Here is a 24511-nt window from a genome sequence, read left to right as displayed (position 1 = left end):
TGGCGCCGCAGACGTCGACAGCGCAGCCATCGGCCCCGCAGCCGTCGCCCGCACCGTTCCGGAAAACCCGACCCGCCGCGGACGCCGCCGCATCGGACGCGGCGGGGCAGCGGGGCGTCAACAAGAACGGCGCCCCGTTGCTCGGAGACACGCGCGACTTGTTCCGCCCCAAGCCCTCCGACATCCCGCGCCAGCCCGGCGTCTACAAATGGCGCGACGGCGACGGGCGCGTCATCTACGTGGGCAAGGCCAAGAACCTCCACAACCGCCTGTCGAACTACTTCCAGCCCCTGGAGCGGCTGCACCCGCGCACCCAGACCATGGTGCTCACGGCGCGCAGCCTCGAATGGACCGTCGTCAGCAACGAACTCGAATCCCTGACCCTCGAATACACATGGATCAAGGAATTCGACCCGCGCTTCAACGTCGTGTTCCGCGACGACAAGACCTACCCGTACCTCGCCGTGTCGGTGGGGGAGGACTATCCGCGCGTCTGGTTCACGCGCAGCCGCACGAGGCGCGGCACGCGCTACTTCGGCCCCTACGTCAAGGTCTGGGACGTGCGCAACACCCTCGACTCGCTTCTGGCCACGTACCCGGTGCGCACCTGCTCGCCCGGCGTGTTCCACAAGGCACAGGTCTCGCATCGCCCCTGCCTGCTCGCGTCCATCGGCAAATGCTCGGCCCCGTGTGTGGGACGCATCGGCGTGGAGGAGCACCGGCGCATGGTGGAGCGCATCGTCGGCATTATGACGGGGCGCCTGGGCAAGTCGTATGTCGCCGAGCTGACGCAGGAGATGAAGCAGGCGAGCGACGACCTCGAGTTCGAGAAGGCGGCGCGCCTGCGTGACCAGATCCAGATGATGCGCAACTCCATCCAGAGCAACGCCGTCGTGTTCGACTCCGATGTGGACGCCGACGTGTTCGGCATCAGCTCCGACGAGCTCGAGGCCAGCGTGCACGCGTTCTTCGTGCGCGCCGGCACCATCCGCGGCGAACGCAACTGGAGCGTCGAGCGCGTGGAGGACGTCTCCGACGCCGAACTGATGGCCGACCTCATCACGCAGGTGTATTCGTCGCTGATGGACGAGAACTCGCGAGAGCGCTCCGTCATCGCCCCGACGGATACGATTTCCGTCACAACGTCGCGCGATGCCATCGCCCCGTCGCAGCAGGCCAGCGCCGTTGACGCGCAGTCGCGCGCCCGCACGACGCGCGAACGTCACGAGCGCGAGGAGATGACGGGGCGCGACGACCTCATGTCGCCGATGTCGCCGGTTCCCCGCGAGATCCTCCTGCCCATCGAGCCGGAGCGCCGCGATGAGCTGGAGGGATGGCTGTCGGACCTGCGCGGCTCCGCCGTCACGATTCGCGTGCCGCAGCGCGGCGAGAAGCGCGACCTCATGGAGAAGGCCACGGCGAACGCCGTGCAGGCGCTCCAGCGCAGCAAACTCAGCCGCATCAAGGACATGGGCGCGCGCACCGAGGCCATGAACGACGTGGCGGCCGCCCTGGGGCTCGATCAGGCGCCGCTGCGCATCGAATGCTACGACATCTCCAACGCCTCCGGCGGCGGCTACCAGGTGGCGTCGATGGTGGTGTTCGAGGACGCCGTGGCGAAGAAATCCGAGTACAGGCGCTTCGCGATCCGCGGCAAGGACGGGCGCGGGGCGGTGGACGATACCTCCGCCATCTACGAGACCCTGACACGTCGTTTCCGCCACGGCAACATCGCCGGCGACACGGGGGAGGACATGGACAGCGAACGCCGTCTCCAGGCCAGCCGCGCGCGCGAGGCGGCGGACGGGGCCCCTCATGAGACCGCCGCCTCTACGGACGGAGCGGCGAACGGGGCGGCACCCGCCCCTGGCGTGTTGACGCCGGGCGTGTCGGAATCGGGTGCGTCGGCGCCGGAGGGAACCGAGGCGCGCCTCGACGGGCGGACCACGGTCAGAGCCGCCGACATGGACGTCGTGATCCAGCAGAACGCAGACCCGCGTCATTTCGCGTACAAGCCGAACCTCGTGGTGGTCGACGGCGGCTACCCGCAGGTCAGGGCGGCGCAGCGCGCGCTCGACGACTGCGGCGTGACCGACGTGGCGGTGTGCGGCCTGGCGAAGAAGCTCGAGGAGGTGTGGGTGCCGGACGACGATTACCCGATCATCATGAAGCGGCAGTCCGAGGGCATGTACCTGCTCCAGCGCGTGCGCGACGAGTCACACCGCTTTGCCATCACCTACCACCGCCAGACGAGGCGCAAGGGGGCGCTGCGCAGCGCTCTCGACGGCATCGAGGGCATCGGGCCGGCGTACCAGAAGAAGCTTCTCGCGCATTTCGGCTCCGTCAAGGCCATCCGCGCCGCCAGCCCCGAGGATCTCGAGGACGTCGACGGCATCGGCGCCAAGAAGGCGCAGCGCATCTACGATGCCCTGCACCCCTCCGGCGCCGCCCCATCGTCCGAATAGCGACTCGCTGCGTTTCGTCCCGCCGCCCCGTCGTGGAACGCAGCGGGCAAAAGTCCACCAATCGTGCCAACAATGGAGGGCAGAGGTCTGCGCGCCGTCGCCGGCACGCGCCCCGGGAATCGTATTCCGACAAGCATTTCCACACCAAGGAGTCAACGTGGCGGTTATCGCACACAAGGCAGCCGTGCTGGGCAAGCCCATCGCCCATTCGCTCTCGCCGGTCCTCCACAACGCGGCATACGAGGCCCTCGGCCTCGACGACTGGCATTACGGCCGCGAGGAAGTCGGCGTCGATGACCTCGACGCCTTCCTCCACGGTCTGGACCCCACGTGGCGGGGCCTGAGCCTGACGATGCCGCTCAAACGCGCGATCATCCCCTACGGCACCCCGCAGGACAAGTGGGTCAAGCTCCTCGGCGTGGCCAACACGGCCGTCTTCGAGTGGCAGATGCAGAACACGGCACACCCCGAGCTACCCGCCATCCGCCTGTACAACACCGACGTCTACGGCATCTACCAGGTGCTGCTGCGCGGCATCCGGAACCGCAACAACACGCGCAGCGCCCTCATCATCGGCAACGGCAATACGGCGCACTCCGCCTTCGCTGCGCTGAGCATGCTCAAGGTGCGCAACATCACGATCGCGGCGCGCCATTCCGAGAAATCCGCGCCGTTCATCAAGCTGGGCACCGAGCTGCACGTCGATACGACGCTCGCCAAGCTCGAGGGTGTCTTCGCCGACATGTCCTCCTACGATTTCGTGGTCAGCACCGTGCCGGCGCATGTTCCCGACCCCTATGTGGGCGGGCTCCGAACCGACGGCCGCCCGCTCGGCACGCTGCTCGACGTGGTGTACGACCCGCGTCCGACGGCACTGATGCAGGCGTGGTCCGACAACGGCGGCACGGCTATCGGCGGCCAGGAGATGCTTCTGCAGCAGGCCATCCCGCAGGTGGCGTACATGACGTCCACATCCACCGACGAGATCGCGGCCCAGGCCGAGAACCATATGCGCGAGGCGCTGAACGACGCGTTGTGAGGTGGGCGCCGCCTTTCGCCGCGGGCGATATCCGGCCTGCCGCGCAACGCGGTTGTGCGCTACGATTCACAGGGAAGCCACCGGGACCCCGGTGAGCGGAAAGAGGACACATGGTACAGGACGACGGTGCGGACAAGGAACCGCAACGCGACGCGCAGGCGGACGCGCGCAACGCCGCTAACGTCGACGCCGGAAATACGGCCGCCGAAGCCCGCACGGCTACCGCTGCCACCGCGACCAGCGTGAACGGCGCGGCCGGCGCGAACGACGCCGCGGCCGGCGAGAAGCCGCAGCCGGCGGAGGACTTCGAGGTCCTCCTCATCACCGGCATGTCCGGGGCAGGACGCTCCCGCGCGGCGGACGCCATCGAGGACATCGGCTGGTACGTCATCGACAACCTGCCGCCGAACATGCTCGTGCCGCTCGTCGACATGATGACCTCGTCCGGTTCGAAGGTGCATAAGCTCGCCACCGTCATCGATGTGCGCACGCAGGGCTATTTCGACGACCTCGCCTCGGTGTTCAACCATCTCGACGATCTGGGCGTCAAGTACCGCATCCTGTTCCTCGACGCCTCCGACAGCGAACTCATCAAACGCTACGAATCGGTACGCCGGCCCCATCCGCTCCAGCGCGGACGCCGCCTCATCGATGGCATCAACGAGGAGCGCGCGCTGCTCTCCGGCCTGCGCGATCGCGCCGACGTGGTCATCGACACCACGAATATGTCGGTGCACCAGCTCTCGACGAAGCTCTACGATTCGCTGCTTGGATCGGGTCCGAGCACCGTCACAGTGCATATCTTCAGCTTCGGCTTCAAATACGGCATTCCGCTTGACGCCGATTTCGTGGCAGACGTGCGTTTCCTGCCCAACCCGTACTGGGTTCCTTCGCTGCGTGAGATGACCGGCCTCGACAAGCCCGTCAGCGACTATGTTCTGAACAGCAAGGACGCCACGGATTTCCTGAAGTCGTACACCGACGCCATCATGACGGCCATCAGGGGCTATGCCCGCGAGGACAAGCACTACGTCACGATCGCCGTCGGCTGTACGGGCGGCCAGCACCGCTCCGTGGCCATGAGCATGGCCCTGGCGGAGAAGCTGCGGGCCAACGGACTGACGGTTTCCGTCTCCGCCCGCGAGCTGGGACGCAAGGACAAGCGGCAGGACAAATAAGGCTATAAGTAAAACAAAGGCGCCGTTCCCCATCGGGACGACGCTGGGTAAGATGGGACCTCGGGCTGCCGGCCCCGGTCGGCCCGTGCGGTCCAGCGGCCCGCGCCGCCCGACATGAAAGTCGGCTACTATGTTCACGGCGCGTCGCACGGCGCACCGCGGCCCCGAGGGACTCGAATAGGACTCGAAGAGTACGGAAGGAAGGAACCAGTTGGCTCTTGTGGATGACGTCAAGACTGAACTCGCCTCGATCGTCGACGAGCCTGCGACGGTAAAACAGGCGCAGGCAGCGACGATGATGAGGTTCGGAGGCGGGCTCCGCGTTGTGCAGAAGCACATCATCGTGGAATGCCGTTTCGACAACCTCGAGGCGGCGAAGTGGCTTCAGCAGACCATCCGTACCGTGTACCAGCACGATGCGCTTCTTCTCAAGTCGAAGATCACGACCCCGCAGGGCGTCGTGGACCGCTTCATCGTGCGCGTCATGCGTTCCGGCGGCGCCCTGGCGCTGCAGTCCGGCCTCCTCGACAGGCATAACAGGCGCCCTGTCGTCGGCCTTCCGACCGACATCGTCAGTGGCAACATCGCACAGATCAAGGGTGCGTGGCGTGGCGCCTTCCTGGCGCAGGGCTCGCTGTCCGACCCGGGCAAGGCCGGCAAGCTCGAGATCGCCTGCCCGACCCGCGAGACGGCCATGGCACTCGAAGGCGCCGCTCGTCGCCTCGGCGTGACCGCCAAGATCGAGAACGTGCGCGAGACGAGCTTCCATATCCGCATCCGCGATTCGGATTCCATCGAGCGCATGCTGCTGCTCATGGGCGCCACCCGCACCAGCCGCGAGTGGAGCGGCAAGCGCGTCGACGGTGAGTCCCGCGGCAAGGCCAACCGCCTGGCGAATTTCGACGATGCGAATATGCGCCGCAGCGCCAAGGCGGCCGTCGAGGCCTCCGAGAAAATCGTGCACGCCTTCGAGGTACTGGGCGACGATATCCCGCAGAACCTGCGCGACGCCGGCCAGCTGCGCCTCGACCATCGCGACGCCAGCCTCGAACAGCTCGGCCAGCTCGCCGACCCGCCTGTGTCGAAGGACGCCATCGCCGGCCGCATCCGCCGTCTGCTCCAGCTCGCCGACCGCACCGTGAAGAAGCGCGAGGCCGAGGCCAAGAAGCAGGCCGAGGGTGAGGCGAAGGCCTCCGACGATTCCGCCGCCGCCCCGAAGACGGCGCCGGCCGAGAAGGCCGCCGCAGCCGAGACCAAGGTCGCGGCCTCTTCCGAGGCCTGACAGCGAGGCCCGTAACGAGGCTTGACAGTCAGGCCTGACGGGCCGCATACCCCGGACGCATCCACCGTCCACCCGTATTCCGTCATCGAACGCCGAGGCGCACAGAGCGCCCCGGCGTTCGTCGTTCCGGCGCGGAGCATCGTGTATCCTCTTTCGCACCAAGCGAACATGACCCGCTCCCGGCGCTTCTCGAAACCACATTGTAGAATTCGAACTGTTGCACAGGGCCTTCGTGGCCGGGCGCATCGGGCCGGCGTTCCCGAACGGAACGTACCGGCGCGGCGTCGCGGCGGCGGAGGCGTTCCGAAGGCAGAAAGGATAGCATGAAGACTCTCAAGGACCTCGGAGACCTCTCCGGCAAGCGCGTTCTCGTCCGCGCCGACTTCAACGTTCCGCTCAAGGGCACCACGATCACCGACGACGGCCGCATCCGCGCCGCTCTCCCGACGATCAACGCCCTGCTCGGCCAGAACGCGAAGATCATCCTCATGGCCCACCTCGGCCGCCCGAAGGGCAAGGTCGTGCCGGAGCTCAGCCTCGCGCCGGTGGCCCAGCGCCTCAGCGAGCTCGTCGGCAAGCCCGTCACGCTCGCCAAGGACACCTACGGCGAGGACGCGCAGGCCAAGGTCGCCGCGATGAAGGACGGCGACATCGTGCTTCTCGAGAACGTGCGCTTCAACCCGGAGGAGACCAGCAAGGACGAGGCCGAGCGTGCCGCCTACGCCAAGAAGATCGCCGCCCTCGGCGACGTCTTCGTGTCCGACGGCTTCGGCGTCGTGCACCGCGCGCAGGGCTCCAACTACGACGTGGCCAAGGATCTGCCGGCCGCCGCGGGCCTGCTCGTCGAGAAGGAAGTCAACGCCCTGTCCAAGGCCACCGAGAACCCGGAGCGTCCGCTGACCGTCGTGCTCGGCGGCTCCAAGGTGTCCGACAAGCTCGGCGTCATCGAGAACCTGCTGTCCAAGGCCAACCGCCTCGTCATCGGCGGCGGCATGGTGTTCACCTTCCTCAAGGCCCTCGGCTACGAGGTCGGCACCTCGCTGCTCGAGGAGGACCAGCTCGACACCGTCAAGGGCTACATCGAGACCGCGAAGAAGAACGGCGTGGAGCTCGTTCTCCCGACCGACATCGTCGTGAACGCCGGCTTCCCGGCGGGCGATACCCCGGTCAACCCCGAGGTCGTGGCCGCCGACGCCATCCCGGCCGACAAGATGGGCCTCGACATCGGCCCGGACTCCCAGAAGCTCTTCCACGATAAGATCGTCGACTCCAAGACGGTTGTGTGGAACGGCCCGATGGGCGTGTTCGAGGTCCCGCAGTTCGCTGACGGCACGCGCGCCGTGGCGCAGGGCCTCGTGGACGCGACCAAGGCCGGCGCGTTCACCATCGTGGGCGGCGGCGACTCCGCCTCCGCCGTGCGCAACCTCGGCTTCGACGAGGCCGGCTTCTCGCACATCTCCACCGGCGGCGGCGCCTCCCTCGAGTTCCTCGAGGGCAAGACGCTCCCCGGCCTGGCCGTGCTCGAGTAGTCGCACGATTCGCCCGCGGTCGCGTCTGACGCCGGCCGCATCCTGACATTGATAGCCGGGTGCCGAAAGGCCCCGGCTCATCAATGCCGCTTGGTGCCGCTTGGTGCCGCTTGGCGTCGTCTGGTGCGCACCGCCCGGCACCGCGGCATCGTCCGCACCCCCTCGAATCCGCCCGCCCTCACCGAAGGAATCCAGGAACCCATGCGAAAGCCCATCGTCGTCGGCAATTGGAAGATGAACCTCGACCATCTCGAGGCCACCTATTGTGTGCAGAAACTTGCATGGCTCCTGCGTGACGCGCGCTTCGACTACGATTCCTGCGAGGTCGTGGTGCTTCCGCCGTTCACGTCCATCCGGTCGGTGGGCGTGCTTGTCGACGCCGACAAGCTCAAGATCGGCTACGGCGCACAGACCGTCTCGGTCACCACACAGGGCGCGTTCACCGGCGACGTCTCGGCCGATATGCTTGCCGCGCTCGGCTGTAAATACGTCATCGTCGGCCATTCCGAACGCCGCAAGTACCATCCTGAGGACGACGCCACGCTCGTCGACCAGGTGCGCGCCATCCTCGCCGCGGACATGCAGCCCATCCTGTGCGTCGGCGAAAGCTATGACGAGCGCAAGAAGGGCATCGAGCTCGAATACGCCGTCGGGCAGGTCAATGACATCACGCGCGACCTCTCCGAGGACGAGGCCTCGCGCATGCTCGTCGCTTACGAACCCGTCTGGGCCATCGGCACCGGCATGGTCGCGACGTCGCGCACCGCGCAGGACGCCGCGCACGCCATCCGCCGTCACTTCGCCGACGCCTTCTCCCAGGCGGTGGCCGAGCGCGTGCGGATCCTCTACGGCGGGTCGGTGACTTCGAAGAACGCCTCGCAGCTCATGTCCGAGGCGCACGACATGGACGGATTCCTCGTCGGCGGCGCGTCGCTCGACCCCGAGGAGTTCGACAAGATCGTGCGGCTGACGCAGAAGGCCGCGCAGCAGCGGTAGGATGTCGGAGCGCGCTGGCGCGGGCGCGGGCGCGGCTGCGCGGCGGCGCGCGGGCGGGGCGCGTCGGTCCCGGAACCTGAAAATTCACGAAAACGACTCATATTCTCCGCGGATGGAGTACACTGAGACGAGGAAAAACTGTTTGGAGGTTATTGTGCACGTTCTCAAGATCGTTCTTATCGTTCTTGTCGCCATCCTGAGCATCCTTCTCACGATGCTCATCCTCATGCACAAGGGCAAGGGCGGCGGCCTGTCCGATATGTTCGGCGGCGGCATCGCGATGAACGCGGGCACGTCGGGCGTTGCGGAGAGGAACCTGAACCGCATCACCGTGATCGTGGCGCTTCTGTGGGTCGCGATTATCATCGGACTCGACCTCATGACGAAGTACAACATCGGCTGATTGCCATCGGTCTGCCGTCAATGACGCGATGCTGCGTCCGGCGGGGTTGATGGTTTTGTTGATGGTTTTTGAGAGGGAACCTGGCGATTGCTGGGTTCCCTCTTTTGTGTTGTGTGGGGGATTGGGGTTGTGGCGATGGTTGGGGTGGGAGGCGAAGGTTTGGGTGGGAGGTGTTGCTTGGCGGGGATAGGCGGTGGTGGCGTTTTTACCGCGAGGAGGGGTAGTGCTTGCTTCGGTGGTGGGATGGGGGTTCGGGGTGAGGATCGTTCGCCATGGAGGGTTTGTTTTGTGTCTCGGCCGGCCGTGGGCGGCGGGATGGCGGTTCATGGCGAGGATTATTCACCACGAAGGGTTGGTTTTGCGTTTTGGGTGGTCGCGGGTGGCGGGATAGGGGTTGATGGTGAGGAGTATTCACCCCGAAGGACGATTTCCCGTTCGGTGTACACGATCGCTCACACTGAACGGGGTTGACCTCCGATTTCGGGGCTTTCGACGGGGTCGGGGGCGTTCAGTGTGAGCGTTGGCTCACAGCGACCGCCGTTGACGCCTGGAATGGGCCGGTTCAGAGGGTCGGGGGCGTTGAGTGTACACGATCGCTCACACTGAACGGATCTCGAGCACCGGCCGCAGCCTAGGGGGGCGGAGCGGCCAGGACCTGATTCGCAGGATTCGGCGGGGAAAATCGTGGATAGGGGCATGTGAAGGAAGGAGTTCAAATCTTCACAATTGGAATTGAACTTTGGTGTGTTGCGGGGGAGAGGGGAAGGGGGAAGTGATATGATTTTGAACCGCAAGTTCAATTTGAAGTTCAATTTTGACGGGAGGCCGGAAGAATGGCTACAGCCACATTCGCCGAACGCCTGAACGAGGCGATGAAGATGCGTGATCTCAAGCAGATCGACATCGTCCGCCGCGCACAGGACTCCGGCGTCAAGATGGGCAAGAGCCACGTCAGCCAATATGTCGGCGGAAAGACGATTCCCCGTGATGCGAATCTCTCCTTCCTGGCTCGCACTCTCGACGTGGACGAGGCCTGGCTGCTTGGCGAGGACGTTCCGATGAGCGTCGCCGACGCACACGCCACGGCATCGGAATCGCCGTCCGCGGCATCAAACCCTGCGGCATCAGCGCCCGAGAAGGCATCGTCCGCGAAGGCAACGGAATCGTCAAGAACCGCAGCGGAGACATCGTCGACGCAGCAATCGTCGGCCTTGACCGCTGCCACGCCGTCCATGACCGCCGCCGCACCGGCGACGCCCACCCCGTCACAGGGCAATACCGCAACACAAACCACACCATCACAAACCACAACCAACCCCACATCCGAGGACCGCACCATGACCGAAGAAACCGAAACAACCCAGCCGACGCCCACCACCCGCCGCCAGTTCACGAAGTCGCATAAGCTCGACAACGTGCTCTATGACGTGCGCGGACCGGTTGTAGACGAAGCCGCGCGCATGGAGGCCCAGGGCACGAACGTGCTCAAACTCAACATCGGTAACCCGGCGCCCTTCGGCTTCCGCACCCCGGACGAAGTGGTCTACGACATGGCGCACCAGCTCACCGACACCGAGGGCTACTCGCCGTCCAAGGGTCTGTTCTCCGCGCGCAAGGCCATCATGCAGTACTCGCAGATCAAGAAGCTTCCGAACGTCACGATCGATGACATCTACACCGGCAACGGCGTGAGCGAGCTCATCAACCTCAGCATGTCCGCGCTGCTGGATGACGGCGACGAGGTGCTCGTGCCCGCGCCGGACTACCCGCTGTGGACCGCATGCGTCACGCTCGCCGGTGGCACGGCCGTGCACTACGTGTGCGACGAGCAGTCCGAGTGGAACCCGGACGTTGAGGACATGGAGCGCAAGATCACCGACCACACCAAGGCCATCGTCCTCATCAACCCGAACAACCCGACCGGCGCCGTGTACCCCAAGGAGGTGCTCGAGCAGATTGTGGAGGTGGCGCGCCGCCACCAGCTCATGATCTTCAGCGATGAGATCTACGACCGCCTGTGCATGGACGGCATCGAGCACACGTCCATCGCGTCTCTGGCGCCGGACCTGTTCTGCGTCACGTTCTCCGGCCTGTCGAAGTCGCATATGATTGCCGGCTACCGTATCGGATGGATGGTGCTCAGCGGCAACAAGGCGCTGGGGCGTGACTACATCGAGGGCATCAACATGCTGTCGAATATGCGCATCTGCTCCAATGTGCCGGCTCAGTCCGTGGTGCAGACGGCTCTGTGGGGCCACCAGAGCGTGAACGACTACATCGTGCCCGGCGGCCGCATCTACGAGCAGCGCGAGTACATCTACAACGCGCTCAACTCCATCCCGGGTGTGTCTTGCGTCAAGCCGAAGGCAGCGTTCTACGCCTTCCCGAAGCTCGACAAGCGCTTCAACATCCACGACGACCAGCAATTCGCGCTCGACCTGCTCAAGGAGGAGAAGCTCCTCATTGTGCAGGGCACCGGCTTCAACTGGATTGCGCCCGATCACTTCCGCATCGTCTACCTGCCGCGTATCGAGGATCTCAAGGATGCGGTCGCGCGCATGACGCGTTTCCTCGAGCACTACCGCCAGTAAGCGTGTCGCCGCGCGTACCTCTGTGCGTGCCGCGCCCTGCAGAATGCGAAGCGGTTTGCTGTTACGTCTCATACGATGCAAGGGCTGTGACATGTCGCGCGGGTGCGCCCCTATGCCGAGGCCCCGGATACGAACGGTTCCGTATCCGGGGCCTCGGCTTTTGTGCTATCTGCTGTCGTCGATGGCTCTGTTACAGGCCGTGTCGCAGGCTCTGCACACAAACAAAAACTCCCGCGACACCTCAAACGGTGCCGCGGGAGCCTGGGTATCAGCAGTCAGTGGCTGCGAGAGCTAGGAAGCTCAGCCGTTGACGCGGTCGATGCCGGACTGGACGTCGGCGATCACGGAATCCCAGGAGGCGATGAACTTGGCAACGCCGTCGGCCTCGAGCTGATCGGTGACATCCTTGATGTTGATGCCGAGCTCGGCGAGCTTGTCCATGATGGCCTGGCTCTCCTCGTAGGTGCCCTTGATGGACGGAGCGCCGTTGCCGTGGTCGGCGAGAGCGTTCAGAGTCTTCTCCGGCATGGTGTTCACCACGTTCGGGGCCACGAGCTCGTCGACGTACTTGCAATCGGAGTACGCGGCGTTCTTGGTGCCGGTGGAAGCCCACAGCGGACGCTGCTTCTTGGCGCCCTTGGCCTCGAGAGCGGCCCAGCGAGGATCGTTCGCGAACTTCTCCTCGAAGAGCTTGTAGGCGAGGCGAGCGTTGGCCACAGCGGCCTTGCCCTCGAGAGCCTTGGCCTCATCGGAGCCGTTAGCCTCGAGCAGCTTGTCGACGGCGGTATCCACGCGGGACACGAAGAAGGAGGCGACGGAGCCGATGTGCTTGAGGTCGTGGCCGTTGGCGTCAGCCTGCGCGATGCCCTCGATGAAGGCGTCGATGACCTGCTCGTAGCGCTCGATGGAGAAGATCAGCGTCACGTTGACGGAGATGCCCTTGGCGAGCGTGGCGGTGATGGCCGGAAGGCCCTCGAGGGTCGCCGGGATCTTGATCATGGCGTTCGGGCGGTTGACCTTCTCCCACAGCTCAACGGCCTGCTTCTCGGTGGCCTCGGTCTCGTGAGCGAGACGCGGGTCGACCTCGATGGAGACGCGGCCGTCGACGAAATCGGTGGCCTCAGCGATGTCGCGGAAGATATCCGTCGCGTTGCGCACATCGGTGGTGGTCAGCTCGCGGATGGCGGTCTCAACGTCAACCTTGCCGAGCTCCTTGAGCTGCGCATCGTACGGGCCGACCTGGGAGAGGGCCTTCTGGAAGATGGACGGGTTGGTGGTCACGCCAACGACGTTCTTGTTCTTGATGAGGTCCTGCAGGGAGCCGGACTCGATGCGGGTGCGGGACAGATCGTCCAGCCAGATGGAAACACCGTTGTCGCTGGTGCGCTGAGTTGCTTCAGTCATGTTTGTGTTTTTCTCCTTGTATTCCGGATAGGAACAACTTAATGATACATGGAAGGGGCGCCTACGTGAGGCGCCCCAGCAATGCTTTCGCCTTAGGCGTTGACCTCGGCGAGGGAGGCCTTGGCGGCCTCGACCACATGCTCGGCCGTGATGCCCAGGTCGATCATGTTCTGGGCACCGTCGCCCTGCAGGCCGAACTGCTCGATGGAGATGGCCTTGCCATAGGCGCCGAGGTACTTGTACCACGGCATGGCAACGCCGGCCTCGATGGAGACGCGGGCCTTGACGCCGGCCGGGAGGATCTCCTCCTTGTACTCGGCGTCCTGCTCCTCGAACCACTCCATGGACGGGAAGGAGACCACGCGGGCCTTGATGCCTTCGCCGGCGAGGGTCTTGGCGGCGGACACGGCCCACTGGACCTCGGAGCCGGAGGCCATGATGATGACGTCCGGGGTGCCCTCGGTGTCGACGAGCACGTAAGCGCCCTTGCGCACGCCGTCCTTCGCCTTCTCCTTGGTCTCGGCAAGCGTCGGGACGCCCTGGCGGGTGAGGATCATAGCGGTCGGGAGGGTGTTGTCCTTCTCGAAGAAGTAACGATAGGCCTCGGCGGTCTCGTAGGCGTCGGCCGGGCGGACGACCTCGAGCTGCGGCATCGCGCGGAAGGCCGCGAGGTGCTCGATCGGCTGGTGGGTCGGGCCGTCCTCGCCGAGGGCCACGGAATCGTGGGTCCACACGTAGAGGTTCGGGATCTCCATGAGGGCGGCGAGGCGCACGGCCGGACGCTCGTAATCGGAGAACTGGAAGAAGGTGCCGTTGAACGGGCGGGTGTCGGAGCCGAGCAGGATGCCGTTGGTGATGGCGCCCATGGCGAACTCTCGCACGCCGAAGTGCAGCTGGCGGCCGTACTCGGACTGCTCCGGCCACGTGCGGGTCTCGTCGGAGGCCGGGCCGAAGGACTTGGCGCCGTTGATGTTCGTGTTGTTCGAGCCACCGAGGTCGGCGGAGCCGCCCCACAGCTCGGGCATCACGGCGGCGATGGCGTTGAGGACCTGGCCGGAGGACTTGCGCGTGGCAACGCCCTTGCCGACTTCCTGAGCGGCCTCGAACTCGTCGATCGCGGCGTCGAAGCCCTCGGGGAGCTTGTGAGCCTTGATGCGCTCGTAGAGGGCGGCCTTGTCCGGGTTGGCCTTCTGCCAGGCGGCGAACTTCTCGTCCCACTCCTTGTGGGCCTCGAGACCGCGGTCGGCGACCTCGCGAGCGTGGGCCAGGGCCTCCTCGTCGACCGGGAAGTCGACGTCGGGGTCGAAGCCGAGCTCCTTCTTCAGGCCGGCGACGGCCTCGGCACCGAGCTTGGCGCCGTGGGAGGACTCGCTGTTGGTCTTGCCCGGGGTCGGCCACGCGATCAGCGTGTCGACCTTGATGAAGTGCGGGCGGTCCGTGACGGCCTCGGCCTTGTCGAGGGCGGCGGCGAGGGCGGCGGTGTCCTCCTTGTAGGAGCCGTCGGGCTGGATGAAGGAGACTTCGTCCGTGTACCAGCCGTAGGCCTCGTAGCGCTTGAGGATGTCCTCGGAGAAGGTGAGCTTGGTGTCGCCCTCGATCTGGATGTGGTTCGCGTCGAAGATCACGAACAGGTTGCCGAGCTTCTGGTTGCCCGCGAGGGAACCGGCCTCGGAGGAGACGCCTTCCTCGACGTCGCCTTCGCCGCAGATAACCCACACCTTGTGATCGAACGGGGAGGTGCCCTCGGCCGCATCCGGGTCGAGCAGGCCGCGCTCGAAGCGCTGGCCGTAGGCGAAGCCCACAGCGGAGGAGAGACCCTGGCCGAGCGGGCCGGTGGTCATCTCAATGCCCGGGGTCAGGCCGTACTCCGGATGGCCCGGGGTACGCGTGTCGGCGCCGCCACGGAAGTACTTGAGGTCATCGAGCGTCACGCCGTAGCCGGAGAAGTACAGCTGGACGTACTGCGTGAGGGAGGCATGGCCACCGGAGAGGATGAAGCGGTCGCGGCCGGCCCACTGGGGATCGTTGGGGTCGTGCTTGATATAGCGCTGGTACAGCGTGTAGGCGATCGGAGCCAGGGACACCGGGGAACCGGGGTGGCCGTGGCCGGCACGCTCGACTGCATCGGCGGAGAGGACCTTCGCCATCTTGACGGCGCGATCATCCAGTTCGGACCAAGTGAAATCGGTCATTGATAATTCCTTCCAATTCGGACGTGGACGGGCCTCAAGGAATGCAAGGCGCCGCCCGCAATGACGTTTCTATGCTAAACCCCCACACAGACTTACCGCGGGCATGACGCGTGCGTGGCGTCCGGTTTCGGTGACAGCGAACTAGCACTCGCGCCCGCGGAGTGCTAAAACATTGGAAGACGATTGGAATTCCACGATTCGCCCGCCGCGTCACGTCGGGAGCATCGTGGCGCGGCGCCGGCGGAGGCATGCGCACGGCATGCGATCGCAGGCTCCGCGCGGGCCATGGCAAGGAGGTTGGTTGCATGGCGAACAACAGGCGCATGGTCGTGCTCCGCGCCGTGGTGGAGGACTACATCCGCACGCAGGAGCCCGTCAGTTCGGGCGCGGTGGCAAGGAACCACCATATTGACGCGAGCCCCGCCACGGTGCGCAACGACATGGCCGCCCTCGAGAACGAGGGTTACCTTGAGCAGCCGCATACGTCGGCCGGGCGAGTGCCCACCGAGAAGGGATACCGCTATTTCGTGGACCGTCTGGCCACGGTGGTCCCGCTCACGGCGGCGCAGAAGAACGCCATCCGCTCGTTCCTCGCCGGCTCCGTGAGCCTCGACGACGTGCTGCGCCGCTCCGCGCAGCTGCTCGCGCAGATCACAGGGCAGGTGGCCGTCGTGGCCTCGCCCTCGCTTGCGCGCTCGGCGCTGCGTCATCTCGAAATCGTGCCCATGGCATCAACCGTGCTTCTCGTCATCGTCATCACCGACACCGGGCGTGTCGAGCAGCGCTCCATCGCCTCGCGCAACGCGCCGGCCCCGTCGGCCCTCGCGTCCCTATGCGACGGCATCAATGAACACTGCCACGGCTTCGGCCTGGCCGCCACCGGCGACTGGCTCCTCGAACGCGCGGCGTCCCTGCCCACGCGCGAGGAGCGCGTGTTCGTCGCCACGCTGGCGCAGGTTTTCCACGACCTCGCCAACCAGGAACGCACGAGCAACCTCTATATGTCGGGCACCAACCGCCTGACGCACGGGGACGGCACGCTGCGCGACGTGGCCCCGCTGCTCGACGCCCTCGAGGAGCAGGTGGTGCTTATGCATCTCATGGGCAACCTCTCCGAGATGTCGCGCTACACCACGCGCGGCAGCGTCGGCGTGGCCATCGGTTCGGAAACGCATACTCCGGGGCTGCTCAACGCCTCGGTGGTGTCGACGGGCTACGGCCATTCCACAAGCGGCGCGGACGATGGCGCGGATGCGGCGCCCGTCGCCTTCGTCGGCTCCATAGGCCCCACGCATATGGATTATGGCACCACGATCGCAGCCGTGCAGGCCGTGGCCAAGTACCTGACCGAATACGTGGCGCGCGAGGAGGGTGGCGGCGAGCCGCACGATTCCGGCGGCGGGCGCGATGACGGCGCGGCGCATGGCGACGGCGCTGCACGCGGCGACGACGGCGCCCAGGGTGCGGCGGGCGACGGCGGGGGAGCGGGCATGGCAGAATAGACGCGCCGAAACCAACGCACCGAAACACCACACGCGGAAGCGCGGAAACCAAAGCGATCGCAAACATATACGTGAGGCCGAGCGGAAGCCCGGCGCCGTGGAATCCCCGGATCCCACGGACCTGCGGGGCGTCCCGGAACCGTCCGGGCGTCGTGCGGGACCCATCCCAACCAAACGAGCCCAACCAAACGAGGAAGAAACAGTGGCTTCTCCAGATTATTACGAGACACTCGGCGTTTCCAAGGACGCGAGCCAGGACGAGATCAAGAAGGCTTACCGCAAGCTGAGCCGCAAGTACCATCCTGACATCGCCGGCCCCGAGTTCGAGGACAAGTTCAAGGAGGTCAACAACGCGTATGACGTGCTGTCCGACCCCGACAAGCGCCGCATGTACGACATGGGCGCCGATCCGAACAATCCGAACGCCGGCGCACAGGGCTTCTCGGGCGGTTTCGGAGACATCTTCAACGACCTGTTCGGAGCGTTCGGCGGGGGCGGCGCCTCCATGGGCCCCATTCCGCGCACGCAGAAGGGCTCCGACGGCAAGATCACGATGACCGTCTCGCTGCGCACCTGCGTGTTCGGCGGCACCGAGCAGACCCAGGTCTCCGCCTATCAGGTGTGCCCCGACTGCCACGGCACCGGCTGCGAGTGCGACACGAAGCCGGTCACCTGCCCGGACTGCAAGGGCAGCGGCTCCGTCCAGCGCGTCACGAATACGCTGCTGGGCCAGATGATGTCGACCTCGCCGTGCCCGAAGTGCGAGGGGCATGGCACGGTGATCGAGAAGCCGTGCGGCACCTGCCACGGCCATGGTCGCGTGCGTTCGAGGCGCACGATCTCCATCAAGGTGCCGGCGGGCGTCGACAACGATACCTGCATCCGCCTCAACGGCCAGGGCTCCGTGGGCGAGGGAGGCGGCCCCGCAGGTGACCTGTACGTGTATATCCGCGTGGTGGATGACGATAACTTCACCCGCGAGGGCGACGACCTGCACTGCTGGCTGCGCGTTCCGCTGACATGGGCGGCGCTGGGCTACAAGACGAGTGTCGACACGCTGGACGGCAAGAAGGAGATCGCGATTCCCGCGGGGTCGCAGACCGGTAGCACGATCGAACTCAAGGGCCTGGGTTCCGCGCAGCTGCGCGATTCCTCGAAGCGCGGCGACCTCGTGATCCATATCGTGGTCGACACTCCGACGGACCTCACGCCGGAGCAGAGGAAGCTCCTCGAGAAGTTCGCCAAACAGCGCAAGGACGCCTCGTACACGCCGGAGCTGGCCAGCGAGGTCAAACTGCCGCGCACGCAGGGCAAAGGCTTCTTCGGACGCATCAAGGACGCGCTGCGCTGACGGGGTCCGTCCGCGCGTGTGAATCGCGCATATGAATGTGGGCTGGGAATCGTTGAGATTCCCGGCCCACATTCATTGGTGTAATACAGAGTAATTCCAGGATTTCTACAGCAGGCTGCGGCACATCTGGCGGTACTCGGTGACGTAACCGCCGCCGAAGAACGCGCAGTGGCCGGCGATGGGGTAGAGCTGCCACAGCGTGGTGCGCTCCTCGAAGCCGGCACGCAGCGGGTGCACGCCCCGGTAGCCGTCCATGATGTCGGTCAGATACGGCATGCCGAACAGATGGAGCATGGCGAGGTCCTCCTCGCGGTGGCCGCCATGCGCGGCCGGGTCGATGAGAATCGCATGCGTGCCTGTGTCATCCGACGTCCACATCACGTTGCCGCTCCACAGGTCTCCATGCACGCGGGCCGGCTTGTCTTTCGCCGCGCCGCCCAGCAGGTCGGGAAGCGCCTCGATGACGCGCTCGGTCAGCTCGAGATCCGAGGAATCCAGCACGCCGCGCTTCATGCCGATGCGCACCATCGGTAGCAGGCGGCCTTCGGCGAAATACGTCGCCGGGTCGTCCCAGTCGCCGGTGTCCATGGGAACCGGGTCCTGCAGGGGGCCGAAATAGCAGGTGCCGGTGTAATCGTCGGGGGCGGAGCCGAAATGCGCGGCCCCGGAATCGTGCATCCTCGCGAGCGCCGCGCCGAACTCGTAAGCGGCCTTGGGCGTGGGGGACGAGGGCTCCACGCGTTCGATGTCGAGGTAGTCCTTGCCCCATCCGATCACGTCCACGACGCGTGGGCCGCCCTGTGCCTGCGCCTTGCCGAGCCATTGCAGGCCGCGGCCCTCGCATTCGAAGAAGCCCTCCGGGGCCCACGCCCTCGACTTGCGATATACGTTGCGTGACATACATACCTCCTTGTTCCGGAGCCGCCCGGCCGATTCCGGGGCGGTTCCCGTGGCGCGGCGGCGCGCCGCGCGTATCCCGCCTCCAGTATTCCACAGATCGCCTCCCCGTATCGTCGTTACGCCACCTCCGCCCGCCGTTCGCCCGACGCGCATGGGATGGAACGATTATGCGAAGCCTTGGCCCTCTTGCGGCCCCGGAACACGCCCTCCTGTAATGTGCAAGGCATGAACGTATTGCAAGCGATCTTCCTGGGCTTGCTCCAGGGCCTCACAGAATTCCTGCCCGTCTCATCGAGCGCCCATATCCGCATCTTCGGGTCCCTTATCGGATGCGAGGATCCCGGTTCGGCCTTCACCGCCATCATCCAGATCGGCACGGAGCTCGCCGTGCTGCTGTATTTCCGCCATGACATCGCGCGCATCCTCTCGCACTGGTTCCGCTGCCTGGTCAGCAAGGACGCCAAGGGCTGGGAGCGTTTCGGCTCCCGTGACAAGGACGCCGCGCTCGGCTGGTACATCATCATCGGCACGATTCCGATCGTCGTGGCCGGCCTTATCTTCCAGGACTTCATCGAAACCACGATGCGCAACCTGTGGATCATCGTGGTCACGCTGGCGCTGTTCGGCGTGCTCCTGTGGTTCTTCGACGCGCGCAGCCGCCAGGTCAAGACGATCGACGACATGACGTGGAAGGACGCCCTACTCTACGGCATCGGCCAGATGCTCGCCCTGATCCCGGGCGTGTCGCGCTCCGGCGGCACCATCACCTTCGGTCGCGCCATGGGCTACACGCGCGAGGCCGCGGCCCGTGTGAGCTTCCTCATGGCCATCCCCGCCGTGCTCGGCGCCGGCATCCTCGAGGCGGTCAAGGCCGCCGGCGAGACAAGCGCCCCGTCGTTCCCCGGGTGGGGCGTGACGATTCTCGCCGCCGTCATCGCGTTCTTCGTGGGCTACGTGGTGATTATCGGCTTCCTCAAGATCGTCTCGACCTTCTCCTACAAGGGCTTCGCAATCTATCGCATCGCGCTGGCCGCGTTCGTCGTGATCCTTCTTCTCGCGCATGTGCTCACGCCGCTGTCGGGCGCGTGATCTGCTGTGCGTGATTCGCCTCGCCGCGGCGCGTGATTTTCACGATGACAGACAACAACGGGCTCCGGAGTGTTCCGGAGCCCGTTGCTTTTTCTTTTCAGCGACTTTCAGCGGTTTTTCGGGGGTTCGGAGTTGGGCTTGGGTTTCTGGCCGGCTTCGGAATCGTGTGTCTCCGGCGCGCCGTGTGCCGGCGCGGAGCCGGTTGTTGCGGAATTGGTCGGCGCGCTGTTCTGCGGGGGATTGGTTTTCGGCGCGTTGACGGGGCCGAAGGTACGCGTACGGATCTCCGCTATGGCGTGCGCGTCGATCGTGCCGTCGGCGGTGCGCAGGTTCACGTTGCGCAGCTGCACGTCGAGAAGGAATTTCTCGGTTTCGCGCACCAGCTGGTCGCACGCCTCGGGGTATTGTCCGAACCCGGTCTGCCGCACGGTTCTGGACACGACGTCGCTCAGGTCCATGCGCCGCTCGAGCAGGGCGACGCGCTTGGCGAGCTGCGGATTGACATGCGTCATCACGTCGCCGCGCTTATGCCAGTCATCCGCACGGGCCGGCAGGTCGCCCTCCTCGAGGCGTACGCCCAGCTCCCGGGACAGGGATCGCAGCAGGTCGAGCGACGCCTGCGGGCAGTCCTCGGCCTCCATATAGCGGGGCACGGAGATAAGAAGCGTGTCGGCGGGAATGCCTGCGTCGATGGCGGTCATCGCGAGCACGACGTCGACGCCCACCGGGCCCGTGTATTCGTCCGCCCCTCCCGTGGCCGGCACGTACAGCGACCCGTCGGCGCGGCGGGAGCAGCGGCGTGCCATGAACGGCAGGGCGCGGGTATGCGTGCAATCGTCGAGCATGGAGCCCAGCGTGATGACACGCGAACAGTTATAGCGCTGCGCCACATCGAGGCAGCGCGTGCAGTAATCCTCCCAATACAGATTGGGCTCGGAACCGGTGAGAAGAAGAAGCGAGAGGGTGTCGGAGACATCGAGACGATAGATGACGCTTTCCGGCCACATGAGATGGCGTTCGCCGCCGATGCTGGCGACCATGGGGCGGTTCTGCTGGAAATCGTAGTACTTGCAGGAACACAGGCGCATGGCTTCGATCCCGTCATAGCTATCGACGAGATGCTGCGCGAGGTCGGACGTCGCATAGCTCGCGTCGGACCAGCCGCCCAGGGCGGCGACGAAAACGAATTCACGATCGGGCTGCATGGCGGCGTCGCTTCCGGCGGTTCCCGCATCCGTGTCGGTGTACATGGCTGCCTCCTTCTTGAGACAACGTTATCGTGCAGGGTATGGGCGGCGGGAGGGAATAAGCCGTGGGCGTGAAAGGGCGCATAGGGGACTTTCGGGTGAGCCGGGCGATTCCGTGCAGACGATTTCGCAGGCGGTTCCGGAGGCGACGCGCCGGACGAGGACGATGTCGGATGCGAATTTCGCAATCATGGGTTCTGAACGCAGCGTGAACGGCGTCTTTCCGGGCGGTGCTCGACAAGAGGCCAAAATGCCGAAAATCGTTGGAATTCCAACGATTTCCCCAAACGCGACACGCCGAAGACGCGCACGATTTGGCAAATTACAAACGTGTGGTTATAGTTATGACTCGTTGCTTGAAGCAAGGCACACAACGCCGAGCTGATAGAACACGCGGACATAGCTTAGTTGGTAAAGCGCGACCTTGCCAAGGTCGAGACCGCGGGTCCGAGTCCCGTTGTCCGCTCGAGGTCACGAGAGTGACGTCCTGCGGTGGGTTAGCCAAGCGGTTAGGCAGCGGCCTGCAAAGCCGTATAGACGAGTTCGACTCTCGTACCCACCTCGCTTGGGCGATTGGCGCAGCGGCTAGCGCACTTCCCTGACACGGAAGGGGTCACAAGTTCGATTCTTGTATCGCCCACTCAGGTCTTGTAATCACGGCCACAAGCCACCGATTACGAGGCTTTATAACTGAAATTCATAATTCAAAACACGGATGTCAGTTATGATATTCGGGCGATTGGCGCAGCGGCTAGCGCACTTCGTTCACACCGAAGGGGTCGTAGGTTCGATTCCTACATCGCCCACTCTTTACCCCGGCTCGTAAGAGTCGGGGTTTTCTGTTTGTACCAATGTTTCATCGGCTTTCAGCACGAGGGGCGGCTTGCGGGTCGAAGGCGGATGTGTCGGAACTGTTCCCGGTGCGAATCTGCGGTTAGCTATAGGACGATTGTGTGTCTGGTCCCGTTTGGGACCGTCTCTTGTTTCCGGGCGTGTCGAGGTGGTCGTCACGGGTGTCATGCCGCGTGGCGCAGCCCGTCCCATCCGATGCCGGCGCTGTACCCGTCGTTCCGGCCCTTGCCGATGGCGTTAGGCGGGTGCGACGGTACCCGTTTTAGACGATTTAGGGTTGGTTTTGCCTTGGTTGGGTGTCTGAATGGACTTGGGCGTGTGCAGGGACACCCACTTTAGACGATTTGGGCTGGATTGGCGGTGGTTTTCCTGCCGAGATGGCGTTCGGCGGGTGCGGCGGCACCCACTTTGGGCGGTTTGGGGTCGGTTTTGGGGTTGCAGGACGAATTGTGTGTCTGGTCCCGTCTGGGACCGTCTCTTGTTTCCGGGTATGTCGAGGTGGTCCCCGCGGGTGACATGCCGCGATGGGCGCGGGGCATCGCGCGGATCCGCGCGTTCCGTGACTCGATGACGTTGTTCGTCGGCGGGCACGGAGCCCACGGCAGACCTAGCTGATTAAGGCGACCCAAGCGAAAAGAGACACTTTTCGACCTATGACCGGAATTTTCGTCGGCGTGTCTTCGTCGTATGGTGGGAGTGTCGGGGTTGTTGCCGCACGCGGCCGCATCGTCGGCGCGAGAGAGCCAGGAATGGGAGAACCAGAAATGGGGGAGAGATGAACTGTCCGCGTTGCGGTGCACCGGTCGGTCCGGATCTGAAATTCTGCACGAACTGTGGCAATCCGATGCCCCACGGGGCGCCCGGTTATACCACGCCGGGGTATATCTGGGTCGTGCCTGTCGCGGCGCAGGGCGCACGGGGATCGCCAGCTGCGGCGGGTGCTGAGGGCACGGCGCCTGCAGCAGGCATCGCACAGCCCGCAATGGCACAGCGCGGCCAAACACAACGCAGCGAGAACACGATGCGCAGAAGGAGCACGATGCGCCTTGTGGCGGCGGTTGTCGTGGTCGTTCTCGTGCTTGTGGCCGGTACGGCAACGTTCCTCGGTACGCGCGGCCTCCTGCCGTGGCAAAGCGTTCCCGTGCCGTCTCTCGACCAGCTGGCCGGCAAGCAGGGCGCGACCGTCGACTCCCTGACCGCCGACCAGGTGGAACAGGAGCTCAAGTCCGAGGGCTTCCAGACCACGCGCAGCCAGCAGTACTCCGGCAAAAGCGCCGGCGCGTTCCTCGCGTTCTCCAACGTGTCCGAGGGCCAGCAGCTCAGGAACGGCGACCTCGTCGGCATCATCGAGTCCCTCGGCCCCGGCGTGCCCCAGGGAACAGTCGGCGCCAGGGCCACGGACAGCAAGCAGACCCTGGCCGGCATGAACGTGCCCGTCACCTACAGGGCCGTATACACGAGCGGCGGATCGATGACCGATTCCTCTGGCTCCACTATGACCCTCACGGACGGCATGGTCGCGGCGACCTATCCCGCCGACGGCCAGCCCGTCACCGACACCGGCGCGGGCATTACGGTGGCCGTGGCCACCACCGATGGCAGCGGCATCCCCGTCGACTACTACGGCCAGGACCCGGACACCGTCGAGGCCGACCTCGAGTCCCGTGGGTACACGGTGGCGTGGGAGCCTAGGTTCGCTACTAAGGCGAATATCGGAAAGATCGTGGGCAGTGACCCTGCTCTCGGCAGCGCGGCGGCGGCCGGGACCAGCGTCACCCTCTACTACGGCGTCGACTCGAATATCGTCGGGGCGATGCACGACGAGGCCCTGGCATTGAGCGGCGACAGCAGCCTCCTATCGGATCTGACTGCAGCCGCAGGACTGTATTGCAAGGCGGACGGGTCGGATTGCATCACGCTCTCGGAAGACTGCGGGCAGCGGTCCTGCGTGCTTGTGTCCAGCCAGACGGGTTCGGCGGATGTTTCCGGAATGACCGAGCTTTTCCCGTGCTTTTTCGCGCAGGGCACATGCATGTATAACCCAGACACGACAACATCTCTCGGAACGGACAGGGCGCCGCACTGGGAGGACAGCCCGCTCCTGTTCGGCAACACCGGCACCTTTGAACTCACCACGTGGCGGCAGGTCACCAACGGCTATTGCGGGACCGACGGCGACTGGAAGTACTGGAAGCGCGAGACCATGTCCGGAGGGAACTCCATGCAGGTCTGCGTGGACGGGCAGATTCGCCAAGACCCTGGTGTTGACAGTTCACTCGATGACCCGGGTTACCAGATGGATGACGCGTGGTATGTGTACGTGCCGGTCGGCGCGGACATCAAGGCCGTGGAGGACATGGGGTATTTCGACGCCGACGCCATGAGCCAGGCCGCCTCGCAGGGCGAGCCGGACTCCGGCACGCCGTATCTGATCGCGCGCGACCCGGGCCTGTACACCGACCAGCAGCGCCGACAGTACAAGCACGACGTG

Annotated in this window: 14 protein-coding genes, 4 tRNA genes and 2 pseudogenes; 16 read left to right on the top strand and 4 right to left on the bottom strand. The window is 65.2% G+C overall.

Going from position 1 to position 24511, the window contains the following annotated elements:
* The first annotated feature begins 137 nt into the window (after positions 1-137).
* From uvrC to PSRA_RS08500, 8 genes and pseudogenes are all read left to right on the top strand, one after another.
* The gene (uvrC, locus tag PSRA_RS08535; RefSeq protein ID WP_169712496.1) at positions 138-2465 is read left to right on the top strand and encodes an excinuclease ABC subunit UvrC; all 2328 of its coding nucleotides are present in this window, start codon (positions 138-140) and stop codon (positions 2463-2465) included.
* A gap of 157 nt (positions 2466-2622) precedes the next feature.
* Positions 2623-3504 (top strand): shikimate dehydrogenase, encoded by an 882-nt coding sequence (locus tag PSRA_RS08530; protein WP_094661474.1) that lies wholly within the window; start codon positions 2623-2625, stop codon positions 3502-3504.
* Positions 3505-3614: 110 nt separating this feature from the next.
* Positions 3615-4682, top strand: a complete 1068-nt coding sequence (gene rapZ / locus PSRA_RS08525; protein ID WP_094661473.1) for an RNase adapter RapZ — start codon at positions 3615-3617, stop codon at positions 4680-4682.
* Between the two features lie 211 nt (positions 4683-4893).
* Positions 4894-5844, top strand: a pseudogene (gene whiA, locus PSRA_RS08520) (DNA-binding protein WhiA); the annotation flags it as partial.
* Between the two features lie 443 nt (positions 5845-6287).
* Positions 6288-7493, top strand: coding sequence for a phosphoglycerate kinase (locus PSRA_RS08515; RefSeq protein WP_094661471.1), 1206 nt, complete (start codon positions 6288-6290; stop codon positions 7491-7493).
* A 201-nt stretch (positions 7494-7694) separates the two neighbouring features.
* Entirely contained in the window at positions 7695-8489 is a 795-nt protein-coding gene (gene tpiA, locus PSRA_RS08510; RefSeq protein WP_094661470.1) for a triose-phosphate isomerase, read from the top strand.
* Positions 8490-8643: 154 nt separating this feature from the next.
* Positions 8644-8892: a preprotein translocase subunit SecG gene (gene secG / locus PSRA_RS08505; RefSeq protein WP_094661481.1), complete on the top strand. Its 249-nt coding sequence runs from the start codon at positions 8644-8646 to the stop codon at positions 8890-8892.
* An 872-nt stretch (positions 8893-9764) separates the two neighbouring features.
* A complete protein-coding gene (locus PSRA_RS08500) occupies positions 9765-11483 on the top strand; it encodes an aminotransferase class I/II-fold pyridoxal phosphate-dependent enzyme (RefSeq protein WP_412156970.1) in 1719 nt (572 codons plus the stop codon).
* A 300-nt stretch (positions 11484-11783) separates the two neighbouring features.
* Here the strand turns inward: PSRA_RS08500 and tal are convergent, their stop codons facing one another.
* Both tal and tkt read right to left on the bottom strand, forming a co-directional pair.
* Positions 11784-12887, bottom strand: a complete 1104-nt coding sequence (tal, locus tag PSRA_RS08495; RefSeq protein WP_026502889.1) for a transaldolase — start codon at positions 12885-12887, stop codon at positions 11784-11786.
* Between the two features lie 92 nt (positions 12888-12979).
* Positions 12980-15079 carry a transketolase gene (gene tkt, locus PSRA_RS08490; RefSeq protein WP_094661468.1) on the bottom strand — a complete coding sequence of 700 codons (2100 nt, stop codon included), beginning with the start codon at positions 15077-15079 and terminating at the stop codon, positions 12980-12982.
* 305 nt (positions 15080-15384) lie between these two features.
* Between tkt and hrcA the strand changes: the two are divergent.
* Together hrcA and dnaJ are read left to right on the top strand one after the other, a co-directional pair.
* Positions 15385-16440 (top strand): annotated as a pseudogene (hrcA, locus tag PSRA_RS08485) (heat-inducible transcriptional repressor HrcA); the annotation flags it as partial.
* Between the two features lie 343 nt (positions 16441-16783).
* Positions 16784-17932 carry a molecular chaperone DnaJ gene (gene dnaJ / locus PSRA_RS08480; protein WP_245834960.1) on the top strand — a complete coding sequence of 383 codons (1149 nt, stop codon included), beginning with the start codon at positions 16784-16786 and terminating at the stop codon, positions 17930-17932.
* Positions 17933-18037: 105 nt separating this feature from the next.
* On the opposite strand, the gene PSRA_RS08475 is transcribed toward dnaJ, so the two are convergent.
* The gene (locus PSRA_RS08475) at positions 18038-18832 is read right to left on the bottom strand and encodes a fructosamine kinase family protein (protein WP_094661465.1); all 795 of its coding nucleotides are present in this window, start codon (positions 18830-18832) and stop codon (positions 18038-18040) included.
* 225 nt (positions 18833-19057) lie between these two features.
* On the opposite strand from PSRA_RS08475, the gene uppP reads away from it, so the two are divergent.
* Positions 19058-19921: an undecaprenyl-diphosphatase UppP gene (gene uppP / locus PSRA_RS08470; protein ID WP_094661464.1), complete on the top strand. Its 864-nt coding sequence runs from the start codon at positions 19058-19060 to the stop codon at positions 19919-19921.
* 107 nt (positions 19922-20028) lie between these two features.
* Here uppP and PSRA_RS08465 read toward each other — a convergent pair whose 3' ends face one another.
* On the bottom strand, positions 20029-21171 hold the full coding sequence (locus tag PSRA_RS08465) for a PAC2 family protein (protein ID WP_094661463.1): 1143 nt from the start codon (positions 21169-21171) through the stop codon (positions 20029-20031).
* A 390-nt stretch (positions 21172-21561) separates the two neighbouring features.
* Between PSRA_RS08465 and PSRA_RS08460 the strand changes: the two genes are divergently transcribed.
* The 5 genes from PSRA_RS08460 to PSRA_RS08440 all read left to right on the top strand — a co-directional run.
* Positions 21562-21634 (top strand) — tRNA-Gly (locus tag PSRA_RS08460).
* A 25-nt stretch (positions 21635-21659) separates the two neighbouring features.
* Positions 21660-21730, top strand: a tRNA-Cys gene (locus PSRA_RS08455).
* A gap of 5 nt (positions 21731-21735) precedes the next feature.
* A tRNA-Val gene (locus PSRA_RS08450) sits at positions 21736-21808 on the top strand.
* Between the two features lie 93 nt (positions 21809-21901).
* Positions 21902-21974: transfer RNA gene (locus tag PSRA_RS08445), tRNA-Val, on the top strand.
* Positions 21975-23059: 1085 nt separating this feature from the next.
* Positions 23060-24511, top strand: a 1452-nt coding sequence (locus PSRA_RS08440) for a hypothetical protein (RefSeq protein ID WP_094661462.1), incomplete at its 3' end; no start/stop codon positions are given.

The organism is Pseudoscardovia radai, assembly GCF_002259605.1.
GTDB classification, from domain to species: domain Bacteria; phylum Actinomycetota; class Actinomycetes; order Actinomycetales; family Bifidobacteriaceae; genus Pseudoscardovia; species Pseudoscardovia radai.
Note: the sequence above shows the minus strand (reverse complement) of the source record. Positions and strands in the feature narration are given on the sequence as shown.